The organism is Gammaproteobacteria bacterium, assembly GCA_013817245.1.
Taxonomy (GTDB): domain Bacteria; phylum Pseudomonadota; class Gammaproteobacteria; order HTCC5015; family HTCC5015; genus JACDDA01.
In genome coordinates this window covers 180,888-199,211 of the sequence record JACDDA010000003.1, presented here as the reverse complement: position 1 = coordinate 199,211, position 18,324 = coordinate 180,888, and the positions used below count along the sequence as shown (strand labels likewise).

At 44.0% G+C, this 18,324-nt stretch carries 13 protein-coding genes; 10 read left to right on the top strand and 3 right to left on the bottom strand.

The features are described from left to right. Positions 1–113: 113 nt before the first annotated feature. Together H0W44_05455 and H0W44_05450 are read right to left on the bottom strand one after the other, a co-directional pair. Positions 114–530, bottom strand: coding sequence for an RDD family protein (locus tag H0W44_05455; protein MBA3581885.1), 417 nt, complete (start codon positions 528–530; stop codon positions 114–116). Then, positions 508–1,068 carry a molybdopterin-guanine dinucleotide biosynthesis protein MobB gene (locus tag H0W44_05450; GenBank protein MBA3581884.1) on the bottom strand — a complete coding sequence of 187 codons (561 nt, stop codon included), beginning with the start codon at positions 1,066–1,068 and terminating at the stop codon, positions 508–510. Before H0W44_05450 ends, H0W44_05455 begins: the two co-directional genes overlap by 23 nt. Before the next feature lie 103 nt (positions 1,069–1,171). On the opposite strand from H0W44_05450, the gene xerD reads away from it, so the two are divergent. Together xerD and H0W44_05440 are read left to right on the top strand one after the other, a co-directional pair. After that, positions 1,172–2,104 carry a site-specific tyrosine recombinase XerD gene (gene xerD / locus H0W44_05445; GenBank protein ID MBA3581883.1) on the top strand — a complete coding sequence of 311 codons (933 nt, stop codon included), beginning with the start codon at positions 1,172–1,174 and terminating at the stop codon, positions 2,102–2,104. A gap of 159 nt (positions 2,105–2,263) precedes the next feature. Beyond that, positions 2,264–2,995 (top strand): DsbC family protein, encoded by a 732-nt coding sequence (locus tag H0W44_05440; GenBank protein ID MBA3581882.1) that lies wholly within the window; start codon positions 2,264–2,266, stop codon positions 2,993–2,995. Here the strand turns inward: H0W44_05440 and H0W44_05435 are convergent. Then, positions 2,992–6,360, bottom strand: a complete 3,369-nt coding sequence (locus H0W44_05435) for a UvrD-helicase domain-containing protein (protein MBA3581881.1) — start codon at positions 6,358–6,360, stop codon at positions 2,992–2,994. The two genes, H0W44_05440 and H0W44_05435, sit on opposite strands and share 4 nt — an antisense overlap. Here H0W44_05435 and H0W44_05430 point away from each other — a divergent pair. The 8 genes from H0W44_05430 (at position 6,337) to htpX (ending at position 18,322) form a co-directional block, all read left to right on the top strand. Beyond that, entirely contained in the window at positions 6,337–7,881 is a 1,545-nt protein-coding gene (locus H0W44_05430) for a hypothetical protein (GenBank protein MBA3581880.1), read from the top strand. The genes H0W44_05435 and H0W44_05430 overlap by 24 nt on opposite strands. Then, entirely contained in the window at positions 7,878–8,618 is a 741-nt protein-coding gene (locus H0W44_05425) for a hypothetical protein (protein MBA3581879.1), read from the top strand. Before H0W44_05430 ends, H0W44_05425 begins: the two co-directional genes overlap by 4 nt. Next, a complete protein-coding gene (locus tag H0W44_05420) occupies positions 8,606–9,841 on the top strand; it encodes an FAD-dependent oxidoreductase (GenBank protein ID MBA3581878.1) in 1,236 nt (411 codons plus the stop codon). Before H0W44_05425 ends, H0W44_05420 begins: the two co-directional genes overlap by 13 nt. 633 nt (positions 9,842–10,474) lie before the next feature. Next, positions 10,475–12,361, top strand: coding sequence for a DNA topoisomerase IV subunit B (gene parE, locus H0W44_05415; protein MBA3581877.1), 1,887 nt, complete (start codon positions 10,475–10,477; stop codon positions 12,359–12,361). A 53-nt stretch (positions 12,362–12,414) separates the two neighbouring features. After that, entirely contained in the window at positions 12,415–13,734 is a 1,320-nt protein-coding gene (locus H0W44_05410; protein ID MBA3581876.1) for an HlyC/CorC family transporter, read from the top strand. A 115-nt stretch (positions 13,735–13,849) separates the two neighbouring features. Continuing rightward, positions 13,850–16,123, top strand: coding sequence for a DNA topoisomerase IV subunit A (parC, locus tag H0W44_05405; GenBank protein ID MBA3581875.1), 2,274 nt, complete (start codon positions 13,850–13,852; stop codon positions 16,121–16,123). Positions 16,124–16,140: 17 nt separating this feature from the next. Continuing rightward, positions 16,141–17,379, top strand: a complete 1,239-nt coding sequence (locus H0W44_05400) for a patatin-like phospholipase family protein (GenBank protein MBA3581874.1) — start codon at positions 16,141–16,143, stop codon at positions 17,377–17,379. Between the two features lie 55 nt (positions 17,380–17,434). Next, positions 17,435–18,322 (top strand): protease HtpX, encoded by an 888-nt coding sequence (htpX, locus tag H0W44_05395; protein ID MBA3581873.1) that lies wholly within the window; start codon positions 17,435–17,437, stop codon positions 18,320–18,322. The last annotated feature ends 2 nt before the right edge of the window (positions 18,323–18,324 follow it).

Here is an 18,324-nt window from a genome sequence, read left to right as displayed (position 1 = left end):
TCTGCTCATGGGCCTATGTTAAGCCCTGTTACGATTTAGCCCAAGCGCGTGACGCATCGCATGTCTTTTTTGTGACCCAGTTCCGTTTTTGGCTGTGTATAAGTTAAAAAAACTTAGCGTCGCAAAGTGCGTGTAGTCGAGATGCGTTCATGATAGGCAAGGCGAGCGCGATTACTGTACATGCTCAGATTCATTAGTCCGAGTAGCGCAAAACTTAAACGTAATATGATGCGCCACCAGCTTAACGTTGTTTGATTGTGGTGAACATAAATACCCCAGGTTTTCATGCCTAACGTTTGGCCACCGTGTCGCCAAAACCAGCCGTAAAACAGCACAATACAACTTAATAAATACAGACGAAATAACCAGAGCCAATACCCCGTAATGTTATTGTCGGTAAGCATAACTACCGGTGCAGCAGCGATAAATAAAATGGCTAATAATAAAAAACTATCGTAAAACATAGCAGCACAACGTCGCCATAGGGGTGCAACGTTGGCATGATGATCAGCTGGAAAAGAGTTCGGCATAACGCTCTGCATATTCAGGGAGTAAAGTGTAAGCGATGTAACGTACGAGTTCGCCGTGATCATTAAGATTTAAGCAATCAATATGATCGGGAAGAATTAAGGGCGAATCGCTCGCGACGGCAATAATCGACGCATCATTGCCAAACATTAAACGGTGATCGTGAGTAGGGCGATGCAGTTCAATGCGCGGGAAACGCCCCGGTGCATGGCTCGCGATTAAAATAAGATCTAAGGTATCGTGTTCAAAATGTGCCAGATGTTCTTCTAAACGCGGTTCATGTTCAAATTCACGCTCGACCAATAATGCCCAGCGCTGCGATGACGTTACCAATAATTGTTGCGCGCCAGCTTGGCGTAAGTCAAAACTATCGCGACCCGGTTTATCGAGTTCGAATTGCGGTTCGGTTTGCCACAGTACTCCTACACATAAACCCCGTTCACATAATAAAGGTAAAAGTGTTTTAACTAATTGGGTGCGATCGTTAGCGCGAGGCGCAGCGAAGCCGAGTACGGGTGTGATAAAAGGAGATACGGTCATGCGGATTCAAGTGGTAGCATGGGCGCTTATTGTAAAGCTTATATTGATAGCTGTCGCCTAATGAGTTTTATGGGTTCTGTCTTTTTATATGATTGATTATTTTATGACTGAAAATCAAACCATCAATCCACCTATTAATCCACACGATCAACAATTACTAGAGCGTTTTATTGATCAATTATGGATGGAGCGCGGCTTGAGTCGTAATACGCTGGATGCTTATGCCAGTGACTTACGTTTATTTACGCTTTGGTTGATGACGCAAAACAATCATTTATTGCAGGTAACGGCTGCTGATGTGCAGCAATATTTAGCATTGCGTATTATTGCTGTCGCGAGTAAACGCACCACCGCGCGTTTGTTATCTACTTTGCGCCGTTTTTATCGTTGGGCAGTGCGCGAACAATTATGCGCAGAAGACCCGACCGCGCGCATCGAAGGACCGAAACTGGGTCGTACATTGCCGCATAGCTTAACGGAGAGCGATGTGGAAAATTTATTAAACGCACCCAACGTGAATGCAGCACGTGGTTTGCGTGATCGTGCGTTATTAGAAGTGTTGTATGCCACTGGTTTGCGCGTCAGTGAATTAGTGACGCTAACGATGGGGCAAATTAATTTTAATCAAGGTGTCGTGCGTGTCATCGGCAAGGGTAACAAAGAACGATTAGTACCGTTAGGTGAAATTGCACAAATGTGGTTACAGCGTTATCGACAAGTCGCACGAATGGAATTGTTAGCAGGGCATGATAAAACTATCGATGCTATGTTTGTTACCCGTCGTGGTGGTGCGATGACACGGCAAGCGTGTTGGCATTTAATAAAGCGTTATGCACAGCAGGCGAATATTGATAAACATCTTTCTCCGCACACGCTGCGTCATGCATTTGCGACCCATTTATTGAATCATGGCGCGGATTTACGGGCTGTGCAGATGTTACTAGGGCACAGTGATTTGTCGACTACGCAAATTTATACGCATATCGCGCGCGCGCGCTTGCAGACCTTTCATCAGCAACATCATCCACGGGGCTGAAGCTCGCGAATTAAATCGGATATTGGGGAATGTTTTGTAAAGCAGCGGGTCTGAGCGTTTGGTTTGTAGTATTAACCTGATATTATGCCGCTATAGTTAGGCTCGCCACGTTAAGAGCATATTGTGAATTTCTTTTTTTGAATGTTGAGGCAAAACGTCATGCGTATGAAACAAAATGTATTACTGACTGTAATGGTCTTGTTGTTAACGGGTGTCAGCACTGTAATGGCAGCGGCTGATCCCAAAAAGACACTCAGTGCCTTATTGCCGGGTGTGCAATTGAGCTCCGTAGTGGAAACGCCAATTCCTGGTTTGTATGAAGTGATTGCCGATGGTGAATTACGTTATATGACATTAGACGCACGTTTTTTGATTGATGGTGTATTAATTGATCGCAAACTCGGTCAAAACTTGACCGCGAATAAACAAAATGAATTATTGCGCGTCGTCTTAAAAGATTTTCTGCAATATCCAAATGATAAAAATACCATCACATTTCAACCCGCAGGCAAAACCAAACACACGTTAAATATATTCACGGATATTAGCTGTGGCTATTGTCGGAAATTACATAGTGAAATGGCGGAGTTAAATAAAGCGGGCGTTAAAGTGCGCTATTTATTATATCCCCGTGCTGGTTTAAGTACCCCTTCTTCTGCTGAGTTAGAATCGGTGTGGTGTGCTGATAGTCGTACTAAAGCAATGGATATCGCTAAAACCGGCGGCAGAGTAGAAGCTAAAACCTGTAGTAATCCAATTAAAGATCATGTGGCTTGGGCCAACAAATTAAGCCTACGTGGTACACCTATGTTAATTACTGATAAAGGCACCGTGATTCCAGGGTGGAAACCAGCGGCTGAATTAATTCAGATCTTAGCTAACGGCGGTTAAACTTCGCTGCTCACGGCTAACGCTGTCCAAACAATTAAAGTTCGGACAGTTTTCGTTGGCCACAATTGCTGCACGCCTTTGGCATAGTGCCGCAATTGTGGTGCATAACGTTTAGCATTTTGAGCAAGGTGGGCAATATCAATATTTTCTTGAGTTTTGTAATCAATAATCCACGCTGTATCGGTAGTCATCACTAGACGATCAATAACCCCGTTAACCTGTTTGCCATCTTCTGAAAAGTAGGTGATCGGGACTTCTTTAAATGCTTTTTCATAGTGTGTTGGATCAAAAATAAAATTAAGCGCAGGCGTGCGAACCAATGTTTCAATTTCATTTTTCCACTCTTGAGAACAATTTAAAGTGTGTAAGTTTTTGTTAGGCGCATAAGGCTCGGTCATAACTTGTAATAAAGCATGTAAGGCAATGCCACGTTCACGTTGTGCAGCGTGTGCTGCAGAATCGTGAGTAGATTCATTGTCATCAGCGTTATTTTTGGAAGGGCTAATATGCGTTTCTATGTTAGGTATAAAAATAGCCGCAGGTTCTTCTTGTTTGTTGATGCTGCTGGGTTTGTGGGTAACTTGCGGAGTTAAATAGATAACTTCTCCTTGTTGAATATAACGCAGCGTTTCTTCATTCGACCAACGATTTTCAAAAGCCTGTTCAAACGCGGCGTACCAACTTTCGCCAAAATTACTGTTGTGTGATTCGCTGCCGCTGACGATTAACATATGCTGCGCGCGCGTTATTGCAACATAAAAAATATTGGCTTCCTCTTGTGTTTGTTGTTCTCGGTGCGCGTCTAAATAATGCAGCGTGGCATTGCATTGCAATGCACTTGGTAAATTTAATAATAATAAATTAGGTTGCGCGGCGTCAGTAGGCCAATCAACTAACACGCGATAACTGTCTTTGTTAGATCCGTTGAGATAACTGCGCGCACTGTCTGCTAAAATCACCAGCGGCGCTTCTAAACCTTTTGCGCTGTGCACTGTCATGAGCTGCACGCCGTCACGGCTGTTGTCGGTGGGAGGCGCATCTAGTTTTTCGTCTGATTCGCGCAAACGTTTTAATTCGGCGAGAAAATGTGTCAGGCTGGGATAACGACCAGCATCCATGCTGAGCGCTAATTCAATAAATTTATTTAAATTACTGCTGATGCGTTGTTGTAACGCTTGCGGTGTTGCGCGTCGATAACGTTGTATCACATCACCTTCGGCATAAATGCGATCTAATAAATCGTGTACCGGCAATAACCCTGACAAGTCATGCCATTCGGTTAGTTTTTGTGCGGCATATTTAAAAACATGATGGCTGTTTGGTTCTAACGCAGCAGCGTTTAATCGCGCTTGCCAAGTACTTTCCGTACGCAAAGCTAATATTTGTAAATCATTATCGTCGCCGCCAAATAAGGGCGATTTAATTAATTGCGCTAAAGCTAAATTATTGTAAGGCGCAATTAAATGATTTAATAAAGCGACCATGTCTTGTATTTCTAAACTTTCGAGCAGAGTGCCGCGTTGTTCGCTAACAAAAGGAATGTGCGCATCTTCTAACGCTTGTTCATAAGAACTCAAATGTGCGCGGCTACGAATCAATAACATGATGTCTTTGTATTGCAGGGTGCGGCTGCCATCAAAACTTAAGCCGGATTTTATTAATTCTTTAATGCGTTCGGCGATGGTTTGACCTTCAAAATAATAAAAATCATCCGCCTCTAGTGATTCGCGCAATGGATCTCGTAAAATTTCGGGGATTGCATTTTTTTCACTTTTGTCGGTCTCCAGTTGGCGCAATATGGGTAATAACTCGATGCGCCCCCAGAATTCTTTGTGCGTTTCATGATGAGCAAAATCGGATAAGTGCGTAGCCCACAGTGTATTTTTAAAAATGGCATTGACGCATTCAATAATTAAAGGCGCGGATCGCCAAGATTTATTTAAAGGAAAACGTTGGCCGTTGAGATGTTTAATCAACCATTCAGTGGCGGTATTTTGCAAAGCAGGATTGGCGCGCCGAAAACTATAAATAGATTGTTTAGTGTCGCCGACAATAAACACGCTGCGCGCGCGCGTTGTGTCGTCAAGATTATTATGTTGTGTGGCCATTTCTTCTAATAATGGTTTTAACAAATGCCATTGAGTAGCGTTAGTGTCCTGAAATTCATCAATTAATAAATGATTAATTTGTTGATCTAGCTTGTAATGTACCCAGGTCAGATTGTCGCCATGATTAAGTAATTGGTACGTGCGCCATTCTAAGTCGGCAAAATCCAATAAGCGTTGCTCTTGTTTAATGCGTTGATATTGTTCCAATAATGCGGTGCCAGCTAATAACCATGCTTTTTGAATACGATGATTGCGTTGTTGTTGGTGTGCGTCGGCGGCACGCTCTAAGCGAGCCACACAAAATTCTAAAGCGGCGTGATACTGCGGCGCTTGGCCACCTAAGTCTTTGAGAATTTTGGCTGCGTAAAACAGTTTTTTGGGCCTGCCTTCACCGGTAAAAAATACTGACCACAATAAATTTATTTTGTATTCAAGATGTTCGGTGGTGAAAGATGTTGCTAGCAAGTCTAATAACTTGTTATTGGTAGCGGTAGGGTTTTTTAATAGGCCTTGCACGACTACTCGCAATTCCTTATCGAGTTCACTGTTTAGATAAACTGCTAAAGGGTTTTCCGGATAATCGTAAATTTTTTGCAATTGTTGATAGGCGTATTCTAATGGTTCAGTTTGGTGTTCCACATAAGCCCACCAATCCGCGCGATGTTTTAAAAAACCATCTTGTAAAGCATTTTGAGTTTTGTCTAAATTACCGAGCGTAATAAATAAAGTGTGTAATGCTTGTGCAAGTTCGCTGCGCGGTTCGCGGGTGGTTAATAATGCCAAGGCATCCCATGCTTGCTCAATGATTAATCCATTGTTTTCGCGTAGCTCATAGCCGGGTGGAACATCGGCTTCTAATGGGAAACGCCGCAGTAATTCTTGGCAAAAAGCATGGAAGGTAGTGATGCGAATTGCGTAAGTAGATAATAGTACGCGTTCGTATAAATGCCGTGCTTGGGCTTTTAATGCGGGTGTAACAATACAATCCATGTCATGTAATAGTTTTTCTAATTCGTTTTCATCCACTGTTGCCAGTTGTTGCAATCTTAAGAGTAGACGCTCGCGCATTTCTGCGGCCGCTTTGCGGGTAAAAGTAACGGCTAAAATACTGGCAGGAGCGGCGTCGTTGAGTAATAAACGCACTAAGCGCGAAATTAGTAAATACGTTTTACCGGTACCGGCAGAAGCAGCAACGGCGGCATTGACGCGAGGGTTAATGGCGGATGGTTGGTCTTGTTGGTGGGGTTGATTTTGCATGTGTTGAGCTTACCGAAAAAATTAAATGAATGCGTGAAAAACTGGTCTTTAAAAAGCACGGTTTTATATTTTTGTAGAATCGTTTATAAAGTAGTTATGGATAAAGACTATTACTGGATTGTTGATATTGGTTCTACCAGCTTGCGTGTTTTTGCGGTGTATCTGGATGGCCGCATGCAGTTGCTCGCGAGTTATCCTTTGGTAACGGAGTTTAACGGTGAGTATGCCGAATATGATGCGCATACTTTGCAAACTATTTTGCAACAGACATTGCAGACATTTCCTAGCCAGGGCGTTGCATTAGCGGCGGGTATAGCGTGTCAACGCTCAACCGTAATGATTTGGAATAAACAATCCGGTCAGCCATTACATGCCGCCTTGAGTTGGGCGGATCGGCGGGCTCACGCATGGATGCAAACGGTCAGCGTTGACCCGCATTGGGTTCGAAGCATTACTGGCTTACGTTGGTCGCCTTATTATGGCATCGGTAAATTACGGTGGTTGTTGCAGCATGTGCCTGAAGCTGAAATTTTAAAGCAGCAGCAGTGTTTAGGCTTAGGGCCTTTAGTGAGTTTCGCTGTGCAACAGCTGACGGGGCAATACAGCGTGGATGAAAGTATTGCAGCGCGCACATTATTATGGAATGTAGTGCAGCGTGGTTGGGAAGCACCGCTTTGCGCATTGGCTCAAATTCCCATGGAATTATTGCCGCCCGTGAAATCCACATTAGCAGACTATGGTTATTTGCATGCGCGTAATATCCCGCTGAAATTAGTGATAGCCGATCAATCGGCCGCGCTGCATGCACTTGATGTTCCGGATGATGCCGTGTTCATCAACATTGGCACGGGCGCATTTATGTTTTGTCGCGCGCCATTAGCAACATGGAATGACGCGGCTTTGCTAAATAGTTTAATAAGCAGTGACGCGAACCAGCAATCATTTGCCATTGAAGCAACGGTTAATGGTGCGGGAGCAGCATTGCAATGGGCCGCGCAGCATTTAGGCCTAAGTGATGCAGAACTTAAAACTTGCACATCCAATTTTGAAAAAATTAAGGCGCCACCCGTATTTATTAATACCGTCAGTGGTTTGGGTTCGCCATGGTGGCAAGCAGGTGACGAAACGCGGTGGTTAGACGCTGAAACGATATCGACGGATGCAAAAATAGCTGGCGTAATAGAAAGTATCATATTTCTTATTGCGCACAATATTGAGCGTATGGCTCATCACCTTCGTTTGCGAGAAATTTATTTAAGTGGCGGCGTATCTAATATTGCAGGTTTTGCGCAATGTTTAGCGAATCTCACGGATATGCCAGTAAAGCTTGCGCAACAAAGCGAAACCACGGTGTATGGGGCAGCGCGTTTGTTGGCCAATAGCATCAATGCAGCATCATTAGCACCGTTGACTTTAAGCGCCGCTTTTATGCCGAGCACTGAATCTAATCAAAGAATAGCGTTACGTAGTCGCTATCATGTTTTATTAAAACATTTACCCGCTAGTGAGCCTGTCTTATGACGCACATTAATCCTAAATCTACTGCGGCGAAGTGGGTAGCGCATCGCGGCTATCCTTATTTATATCCGGAAAATACACGCATCGGTATAGACGCGGCTTTAGCGTTAGGTGCGCTGGCATTTGAGTGCGATGTGCAATTTACCGCTGATGGTGAGCCGGTTTTATTTCACGATGTTGATATGAAACGTATCACCGGTCACAAAGGGAAACTTCATGAACAACGTTGGGAAACTTTACAACATTTTGCGGTGGGCGAACCGAGTCGTTTAGGTCGTCGTTACGAGTCGATATTGATTAGTCATTTATCGGAAGTAGTGGGTTTGCTTAAACAATATCCACAAGCGTACGCTTTTATTGAATTAAAGCCGGAAAGTTTACCTTTGCACAGTGTTGCGTATTGCGTTGATAAAATAGTAGAAACGTTAGCGGCGGTGAAAAATCAGTGGCAGTTAATTTCTTATGCCGAAGTTGCTTTACGTTATGCACGTGAACAATATGATTTGCCAATTGGCTGGGTAATGGAAAAATATAATTCTGCATTTTTAGCTACGCTAGAAGAATTGCAACCGGATATTGCGATTTGTAATATTCGTAAGCTACCACCGCCGGAAAATTTATTACAAGGAAAGTGGCAATGGATGGCGTATGTGATTAATGACGAAGAAACTTTGCAGCACAGCGAGTCGTATGCATTAGCTTATCGTGAAACCGATAATATTGGGGGATGGTTAGCGTGAATGAAGCGCCGCAATTTGATGTTGTTGTAATCGGTGCCGGAATTCACGGCGCAGGTGTGGCGCAAGCAGCTGCGGCGGCGGGTTATTCTGTGTTGGTAGTGGAGCAATATGCTGCTCCTGCGCAAGGCACTTCGAGTCGTTCTTCAAAATTAATCCACGGTGGTTTGCGTTATTTAGAGCGCGGTGCATTGGGTTTGGTTTATGAATGTTTGCGCGAACGTCGTTTGTTGTTACGCAATGCGCCCACCTTAGTTAAAGCGATTCCATTTTATTTGCCTGTGTATACGCACAGCACGAGACCTGCGTGGTTACTGTATATCGGTTTATGGATTTATCGCGTGTTGGCAGGGTGGAGTGGTATTGCGAATTTCAAACGCGTTCCGCAACACGAGTGGTCGCAATTAGATGGTTTAAATACTCAAAATTTACGCGCGGTATTTCAATATTATGATGCGCAAACGGATGATGCGGCATTAACTGCGGCGGTATTAGCGTCTGCGCAAAGATTGGGAGCGGTGATTAAATATTCAACCGTGTGCGAGCGTTTGCAATTACAGTCTGCACATGTTGATGTTGCGATTCGCAATCAAGCGCAGGCTTTAATGGTGCTGATTGAAGCAAAAGTAGTGGTGAATGCAGCAGGGCCTTGGGTGAATCATGTTGCGCGCAAAGTGCAACCGACGGTGCCTGTACATGATATTGAATGGGTGCAAGGCGCGCATATTGTATTACCCAGTTTCTCTGGAGCTGCACAGCAAGGCATTTATTATGTGGAAGCACCTGATGGTCGGCCGGTATTTATTATGCCGTGGCGAGGAAACATTTTAGTCGGTACCACCGAAACCATTTTTCATGGTGAGCCAGCGAATGTAACGGCTACCGAGGTTGAAATTGATTATTTATTAAAAATTTATAATCAATATTTTGGTAAAACCCATCTGCGGCAACACAGTGATATTTTAGAAACGTTTGCGGGTTTGCGCGTGTTACCTAAAGATAGTATTGAAGTTAAAACGAAGAGCGTTGCGCACAATAATTTGAATGCACGTTCGCGAGAAACATTATTTGTGCAAGCACCTGTACAACAGCCGCGATATTTTGCTATTTATGGCGGTAAGTTAACGGCGTATCGAGCGACTGCGGAACAAATATTAAAACAACTTCGACAAACGTTACCGCGTAAATTAGCTAAAGCGAATTCACGTACGTTAACTTTGAATTAACGCCGTTTTTCGGGTGAGGTTTGTAGGAAATCACATTTTATTAATAAAAAAAAGCCCCAGCGGGTGAGCTAGGGCGAGTGTCGTTTCCGTCGGGTGGATCCTGGTGTGGATCCTGGTGTCGTTCCTTGGTCTTGGTGGTGCGTCCTTAGCCGTGAAATCCTTGTCGCCAAATCTAAGGCATGTCCAAAAAACGATTCTTTGTGAAATCCAAGCTAGTTCCATTAATCTCGTTAGTCCTTAACGAGCTGTGCAGAGAGTCGATGGTGAGCGTCCTTACTCAGCGATCCATCGCTGCTCCCTATCCTCGCGGGAGAACATCGGTCTCCATTCGCAGTAACAATCGCATCCATGCGTCCGTGTTATGAAGGAGATTAGCGGAGGCTCTTAGCTAGCGCAAAGGCCACAGGCGTTTACTGGAGTCAGTTTTTTGACGGTCTGATGTGTAGGATAAATCCTACAGCCGCGCTTTTGCGTGGATTTAATGTGAATTTAGCCGTCATGTCGACCTCTCCGAAAACTGACATTCGGCGTTCCTTTCGGCTTTGGGTACAATATATCGCGCTAAATACCTCTACCAAGCACAGCATATAGGGGGTAGGCTTAGCACCGTTAAATCTGTCGTGTAGGACAAGCATGAGCTCGAATTATCAAGCAGCCGATATTGAAGTACTCAGTGGTCTAGATCCGGTGCGGAAACGCCCGGGAATGTATACCGATACCACTCGCCCCAATCACCTTGCCCAAGAAGTCGTGGATAACAGCGTTGACGAAGCGGTCTCGGGTCATGCCAAGCGCATCGACGTCATACTATATAAAGATAACTCGGTAGAAGTCAGTGACGATGGTCGCGGCATGCCGGTGGATATTCATCCCAAGTTAAAAATGTCAGGCGTGGAAGTCATCCTGACGAAATTGCATGCCGGTGGTAAGTTTTCAGATAAAAATTACACCTTCTCTGGTGGTCTGCATGGGGTTGGCGTATCGGTAGTGAATGCTTTATCGAAGCACTTAGATGTCACGGTGCGGCGTAATGGCAAGCAATATCATATGAGTTTTGCCGATGGTGAAAAGAAAACTAATCTAAAAGAAATTGGTACCGTACCCCCTCGGACTACGGGCACCACTGTGCGTTTTTGGCCGAATCCAAAATATTTTGACTCGGCAAATTTTTCTATTCCAAAGTTGTTGCACCTATTGCGCGCCAAAGCCGTGTTGTGTCCTGGTTTGCACGTGACATTTCTCGATGAAAAAACGGGCGATAAAACGGAATGGCAATATGAAGATGGTTTGAAAGATTATTTATTAGAAGCATTGCAAGGTTGGACCTTGTTACCAGCGCAACCTTTCTTAGGCAGTTTGCGCGGCACTCAAGAAATGGTTGATTGGGCAGTGACTTGGCTGCCAGAAGGTGGCGATTTAATTCAAGAAAGTTATGTGAATTTAGTGCCGACAGTACAAGGTGGTACTCATGTGAATGGTTTGCGTACGGGTTTAAGTGATGCCATGCGTGAATTTTGTGAGCTGCATAGTTTGTTGCCGCGCGGTGTACGACTTGCACCAGAAGATGTGTGGGATCGTGTTAGTTATGTTTTGTCGTTAAAAATGCAAGAACCACAATTTGCTGGACAAACGAAAGAACGTTTGTCATCGCGGGAGTCCGCTGCATTTGTTTCGGGTGTAGTGAAAGACTCATTTAGCTTGTGGTTAAATCAGCATAAAGATATAGGCGAAAAACTTGCGCAACTCGCGATTGATTCGGCGCAAAAACGCCTTAAAGCGGCGAAAAAAGTTGAGCGCAAAAAAATTACGCAAGGCCCCGCTTTGCCGGGTAAATTAACCGATTGCACGATGCAAGATTTAAAACGCACGGAATTGTTTTTAGTCGAAGGTGATTCTGCTGGCGGTTCTGCTAAACAAGGTCGCGAACGTGAATTTCAAGCCATCTTGCCTTTGCGTGGGAAAATTTTAAATACTTGGGAAGTAGAATCCGATCAAGTTTTGGCTTCACAAGAAGTTCATGACATTGCTGTTGCGATTGGTGTTGATCCTGGCTCGAATGATATTAGTGGATTACGCTATGGCAAAGTTTGCATACTGGCCGATGCGGATTCAGATGGCGCTCACATTGCCACGTTGTTATGCGCATTATTCTTGCGCCATTTCAAACCTTTGATTAACGCAGGCCATATTTATGTCGCCATGCCGCCGCTGTATCGTATTGACGTTGGTAAAGATGTTTATTATGCGTTGGATGATGCAGAGCGTGCGGGCGTGTTAGATCGCATCACCGCTGAAAAGAAAACCGCCAAAGTACAAGTCACTCGTTTTAAAGGCTTAGGCGAAATGAATCCGCAGCAACTACGCGAAACCACGATGAATCCCAGCACCCGTCGTTTAGTGCAACTTACCTTAGATGAAAGTGAAGACACTTTTAAAATCATGGATATGATGTTAGCCAAAAAACGTGCGTCAGACCGGCGTGATTGGTTAGAAGCCAAAGGTAATATGGCGGAAGTTTGAAACTAATTTCTAACGTAATGTTAACTCCATTAAATAATGAAAGAGCGTAGTAAATGGATATTTTAATCCTGGTTTTATTAATTGTTATAAACGGTTTGTTTGCCATGTCGGAAATGGCAGTAGTGTCTTCTCGCAAAGCACGTTTACAACGGCTTATTGACGAAGGCAATCATCATGGTGCATTAGCCGCATTAAAATTACATGATTCGCCGTCGAGCTTTTTATCGACAGTGCAAGTAGGCATTACTTTAATTGGGATTTTAAGTGGCGCCATTGGTGAAAATGCACTGATTGACCCTTTGTCTCATTGGCTAACCTCTTTCCCTGTGTTGGAAAATTACAGTCGAATGATTGCATTGACCATCGTAGTGATGGGCTTAACTTATTTTACCGTCGTGGTAGGTGAGTTAGTGCCTAAACGTATTGGTTTGTTAGCTCCTGAAAAAATTGCTGCGCGAATTTCTATCCCAATGAATGTGCTTACTAAAGCGGTGCATCCATTAGTAGTGGTCTTATCAAGCTCCAGTAGTTTTCTGATGAAATTAATTGGCGCTCATTCCAAAGATGAGCCACCGGTTACCGACGAAGAAATAAAAGTGTTGATGGGGCAGGGCGCAGAGGCCGGTATATTTCATCATAGTGAACAACAAATCGTATCGAACGTGTTGCGACTCGACGATCAACGCGCCACAGCGATCATGACGCCGCGCGTGGATTTGTATTACATCGATCTAGAAGATGGCGAGGATGAAATTAAAAACGGCATCGTCGATAGTGTTTACTCGCGTATTGTGGTTTGCGCAGGCGGGTTAGAAAATATCGTCGGCATATTAGAGTTAAGCAATTTATTAAAAGCGTCGTTCCAAGGAAATGCTTTGCAAGTGGCTGATATTGAAGCTGTGCTAACACCGCCTTTATATATTCCTGAAAATGTAACCACCACTCAATTGTTAGAAAACTTTCGTCGCTCGCAACAAAATTTAGCCTTGTTGGTCGATGAATATGGCGAGCTGCAAGGTATTGTTACCATTGCCGATGTGTTTTCATCTATCGTTGGCGACTTAACCGCATTACCAGAAATAGAAGAGCAAGATGCCGTGCGTCGTGAAGATGGTTCATGGTTAATGGATAGCAGTATTTATATAGAACGTCTTAAAGCATTGCTTGATATCCAAGAAGGCTTGCCTGGCGAAGAAAAAAATTATTACCACACACTCAGCGGATTTGTTATGCACGTCTTAGGTAGAATTCCGCGTGTTTCCGATCATTTCAATTGCGCGGGTTACCGCTTCGAAGTATTGGATATGGATAAACACCGCATTGATAAAGTGTTGGTGGCGTCGTTAGATTTAAAAAATTATCAAAGTAAATGATCTTGGATGAATATGGCCTCGGCAAAGCAATCTGCAAGTAAGCTTTTAAAAACTTAAACGATTTTAAATATCGAAGAAATTGTATTTAATAAGTGTGAATTTAAAGAGACATTAGATGGCTAAGAAAAAAGATCCAACTATTGAAATAGATTATGAAGGCGTTGAAAAACTACCCTTAAAAGAATTTACTGAAAAAGCGTATTTGGATTATTCCATGTATGTGATTTTGGATCGTGCGTTGCCGCATATTGGCGACGGTTTAAAGCCGGTGCAGCGACGTATTATTTATGCGATGTCGGAGTTGGGTTTAAGCTCGGCGTCGAAGCATAAAAAATCTGCGCGAACGGTGGGTGATGTATTAGGTAAATATCATCCTCATGGTGACTCTGCGTGTTATGAGGCCATGGTGTTGATGGCGCAGCCTTTTGCGTATCGTTATCCTTTGGTCGATGGCCAAGGTAACTGGGGTTCGCAAGATGATCCAAAATCCTTTGCGGCGATGCGTTATACCGAATCGCGGCTGTCTCCGTTTGCAAAATTATTATTGCAGGAATTAGATCAAGGCACGGTTGATTGGAAGCCGAACTTTGATGGTTCTTTAGAAGAACCGATTGTAATGCCTGCGCGTGTTCCGCATGTTTTATTAAACGGCACTACGGGTATTGCGGTAGGTATGGCGACGGATATTCCGCCGCATAATTTAAATGAAGTCGTTGCGGCATGTATTGCGTTGTTGGATGACAGCCAGTTAGAGCTGGATGATTTGTTTAAATTTATCAAAGGCCCTGATTATGCGGGCGGTGCGGATATCATTACGCCGAAAAATGAAATTCGTGAAATTTATAGAACCGGTAATGGTTCGATTAAACAGCGTGCTGTTTATCACATTGAAGATGGCGATATTGTTATTACCGCTTTACCGCATCAAGTATCGGGCGCGCGGATTTTAGAACAAATTGCGCAGCAGATGGTGGCGAAAAAATTACCTATGGTGGAAGACTTGCGTGATGAATCGGATCACGAAAATCCTACACGTTTAGTTATTGTGCCTCGCTCCAATCGCGTTGATCTCGATGAGTTGATGGCGCATATTTTTGCGACGACGGATTTGGAAAAAAATCATCGGGTTAATTTAAATGTTATTGGGCTTGATGGTCGTCCTGGCGTTAAAGGTTTGCGTCAGATTTTAATTGAATGGCTGAAGTTCCGTGTGCAAACTGTGACGCGGCGTTTGCAATGGCGTTTGGATAAAGTTGATCGTCGTTTGCATATTTTGGATGGTTTGTTAATTGCGTATTTGAATATTGACGAAGTGATTCGGATTATTCGTACGGAAGATAATCCTAAGCCCGTTTTGATGAAACGCTTTAAATTGTCGGATACGCAAGCTGAAGAAATCTTGAATTTGAAGTTGCGGCATTTGGCGAAGCTCGAAGAAATGAAGATTCGCGGTGAGCAAGATGAGTTGCGCAAAGAAAAAGATGATTTGGAAAAAACCTTAAATTCTAAAACACGTTTAAAAAATCTCATCAAAAGTGAATTAGAAGCGGACGTGAAACAACATGGCGATGCGCGTCGTTGCAAAATCAAAGAAAGTAAATTGAGCGCACAAGCGATTGATGAAACGGCTTTGATTGCCGTTGAGCCGATTACGGTAATTTTGTCAGCGAAAGGTTTGGTGCGCGCAGGCAAAGGTCATGAAATGGATCCAGCGAGTTTGCCGTTTAAAGCCGGTGATAGTTTGTTGGGTTACGTGCGTGGTCGTAGTAATCAGCCGGTGGTGTTTTTAGATTCGACAGGGCGTTCTTATAGTTTGCCTAGTCATAATTTAGCTTCAGCAAGGGGTTTTGGTGAGCCATTAAATGGTCGTTTGAATCAGCCTTCCGGCGCAGAGTTTGTGGGCATTATGATGGGCCAAGCGGATGATCATTATTTATTAGCGACTGACGCAGGTTATGGCTTCATTTGTAAATTAGATGACATGATGGCGACCAAAAAGGCCGGTAAAGGACTCATTAGTGTACCAGCGGGCGCTAAAGTGTTACCGCCCGTGCCGGTACGTGATTTGCAAGCAGATTGGATTGTAGCTGTCACAGAAGAAGGGTATATGGCTGTTATCAGTCTTACCGAATTACCGCAAATGGCGAAAGGCAAAGGGGTGAAGTTTGTGAACATTCCACCGGCGCGTTCGAAAGATCATAGTGAATATGTGAAGTTTATTGATTTGTTACAAGACGGTGAAAAACTAGCGCTGTTTGCTGGTAAGCAACATAAGTTAATGACCGGCAGCGAAGTGGATGAATACGTTACAGAACGTGCGAAGCGCGGTGCAAAATTGCCTCGTGGTTATCAAAAGATAGACAAAATGGAAGTGCAGAAAAAGGCTTAAGCTGCCGCTAATTGATTATGACGACACCACTTAAAAAGAAACAAAAAATAGGTTTGATTTTATCCGGCGGCGGTGCGCGTGCAGCGTATCAAGTCGGTGTATTAAAAGCGATTGCGGAATTAGCGCCGCATCAATCATCGAATCCGTTTGATATTATTTGCGGAACGTCTGCGGGTGCGATTAATGGCGTGGTATTAGCGTCGCGAGCGGCGTCGTTTCGACCGGCGATTCGCAGCTTAGAAGCCGTGTGGCAAAACTTCACCACCGATCAAGTTTACGAAACTGGTTTGCGTAGTATCTTACACTGCGCTTACGAATGGTTAGGACCGATGGTGTTGGGGCGTTTGGTTAAAGTACATGATTCCGTGTCTTTATTTGATAACTCGCCATTGCGGCGTTTGTTGCGACGTGTAGTACCGTTTGAAAATATTGATTTAGCCATTGAAAAAGGTTATTTGCACGCGATTAGTATCTCTGCGTCTAGTTACACATCGGGACATTCCACTAGTTTTTTTCAAGCGACGCCTGGCACTGTGCAACCTTGGGAACGGGCGCGGCGAATTGGAGTGCCGGCAAAATTAAGTTTAGATCATTTGATGGCATCGTCAGCGATTCCGATATTTTTTCCCGCAGTGAAAATTGGCGATGAATATTTTGGTGACGGCGCGGTACGCCAATTAGCGCCGATCAGTCCGGCTTTGCATTTAGGTGCGGATAAAGTATTGGTGATTGGCGTGAGCGGTGATGGTCAACAATCGAGCACGGCGCCTAAGCGTGCAACCTATCCGACGTTTGCACAAATTGCCGGCCATATGTTGAATAGTGCGTTTATTGATAGCTTGGAAGGTGATATCGAACGTCTGGAACGAGTGAATCAGACAATTGATAAAATCCCCGCACATTTGATTAGTGAGTCCGAAACACATTTACGCAAAGTGGATGTTTTAGTGATTTCACCGAGTGAGGCTTTGGATAAAATTGCCGCCCGGCATGTTAAGGAACTGCCTAAAACCGTAAGGTTTTTCTTAGGCCGTGCGGGTGCTAACCGGACATCAGGTGCGAGCATTATTAGTTATTTGTTATTTGAGCGCGGTTTTACCTCAGATTTGATTAGTTTAGGTTATGCCGATGCTATGCGGCAAAAAGAAAAATTAATTCCTTTTATGGAGTTTCCTTCGGAAACCATGGTAGCGTCCCCGTCGAGTTCTAACGTAGAATCCATCGATCGTGCAAAAAAGCGTGATTTGGCACTTTAAATTCTCTGCACTGTCCATATCAATGAATCCAATATCCTTACAGGAGATCTAAACAATGCGCCGTATCCTTTATTTTGTACTCACCAACTTAGCTATCATGGTTGTGCTGGGTATTGTGTTGAGAATTTTTGGTATTGATGGCCGTATTGTTCAAGAAAGTGGCTTGAATTTAAAAGCCTTATTTATTATTGCTTTTGTGTTTGGTATGGGTGGCAGTTTTATTTCACTGCTGATTTCTAAATGGATGGCGAAACGCAGTACGGGTGCACACGTTATTACCCAGCCTAGCAATGCAACGGAAGTTTGGTTGATTAATACGGTACGTCGTCAAGCCGAAAAAGCCGGCATTGGGATGCCGGAAGTGGCCATCTTTCCAAGCCCAGATCCAAATGCATTTGCGACAGGCGCAAATCGTAATAACGCTTTGGTCGCCGTCAGTACGGGCTTATTAGACAAAATGAGTCGTGATGAAGTAGAGGCAGTATTAGGCCACGAAATTAGTCACGTGGCGAATGGCGATATGATTACACTAACCTTGATTCAAGGTGTGTTAAATACTTTTGTCATTGTATTAGCGCGCGTCATTGGTTATGCCGTTGATAAATTTGTATTTCGTCGCGAAGAAAGCGGTCCTGGTATGGGTTACTTCATTGTCAGTATTGTTGCCGAAATTTTATTAGGTTTCCTCGCAACAATGATTGTTATGTGGTTCTCACGTCAACGCGAATTCCGCGCGGATGCAGGCGGCGCTAATTTAGCGGGCCGTAGTAAAATGGTGAATGCTTTAAAACGTTTGCAAGCGCAACATTCGCCTGCACAATTACCAGAGCAGTTAGCAGCGTTTGGTATTGCAGGTGGTTTAGGCACCGGCTTAAAACGTTTGTTTATGAGTCATCCGCCGATTGAAGAACGCATCAAAGCCCTCGAAGGTTTTAATGCTTAATT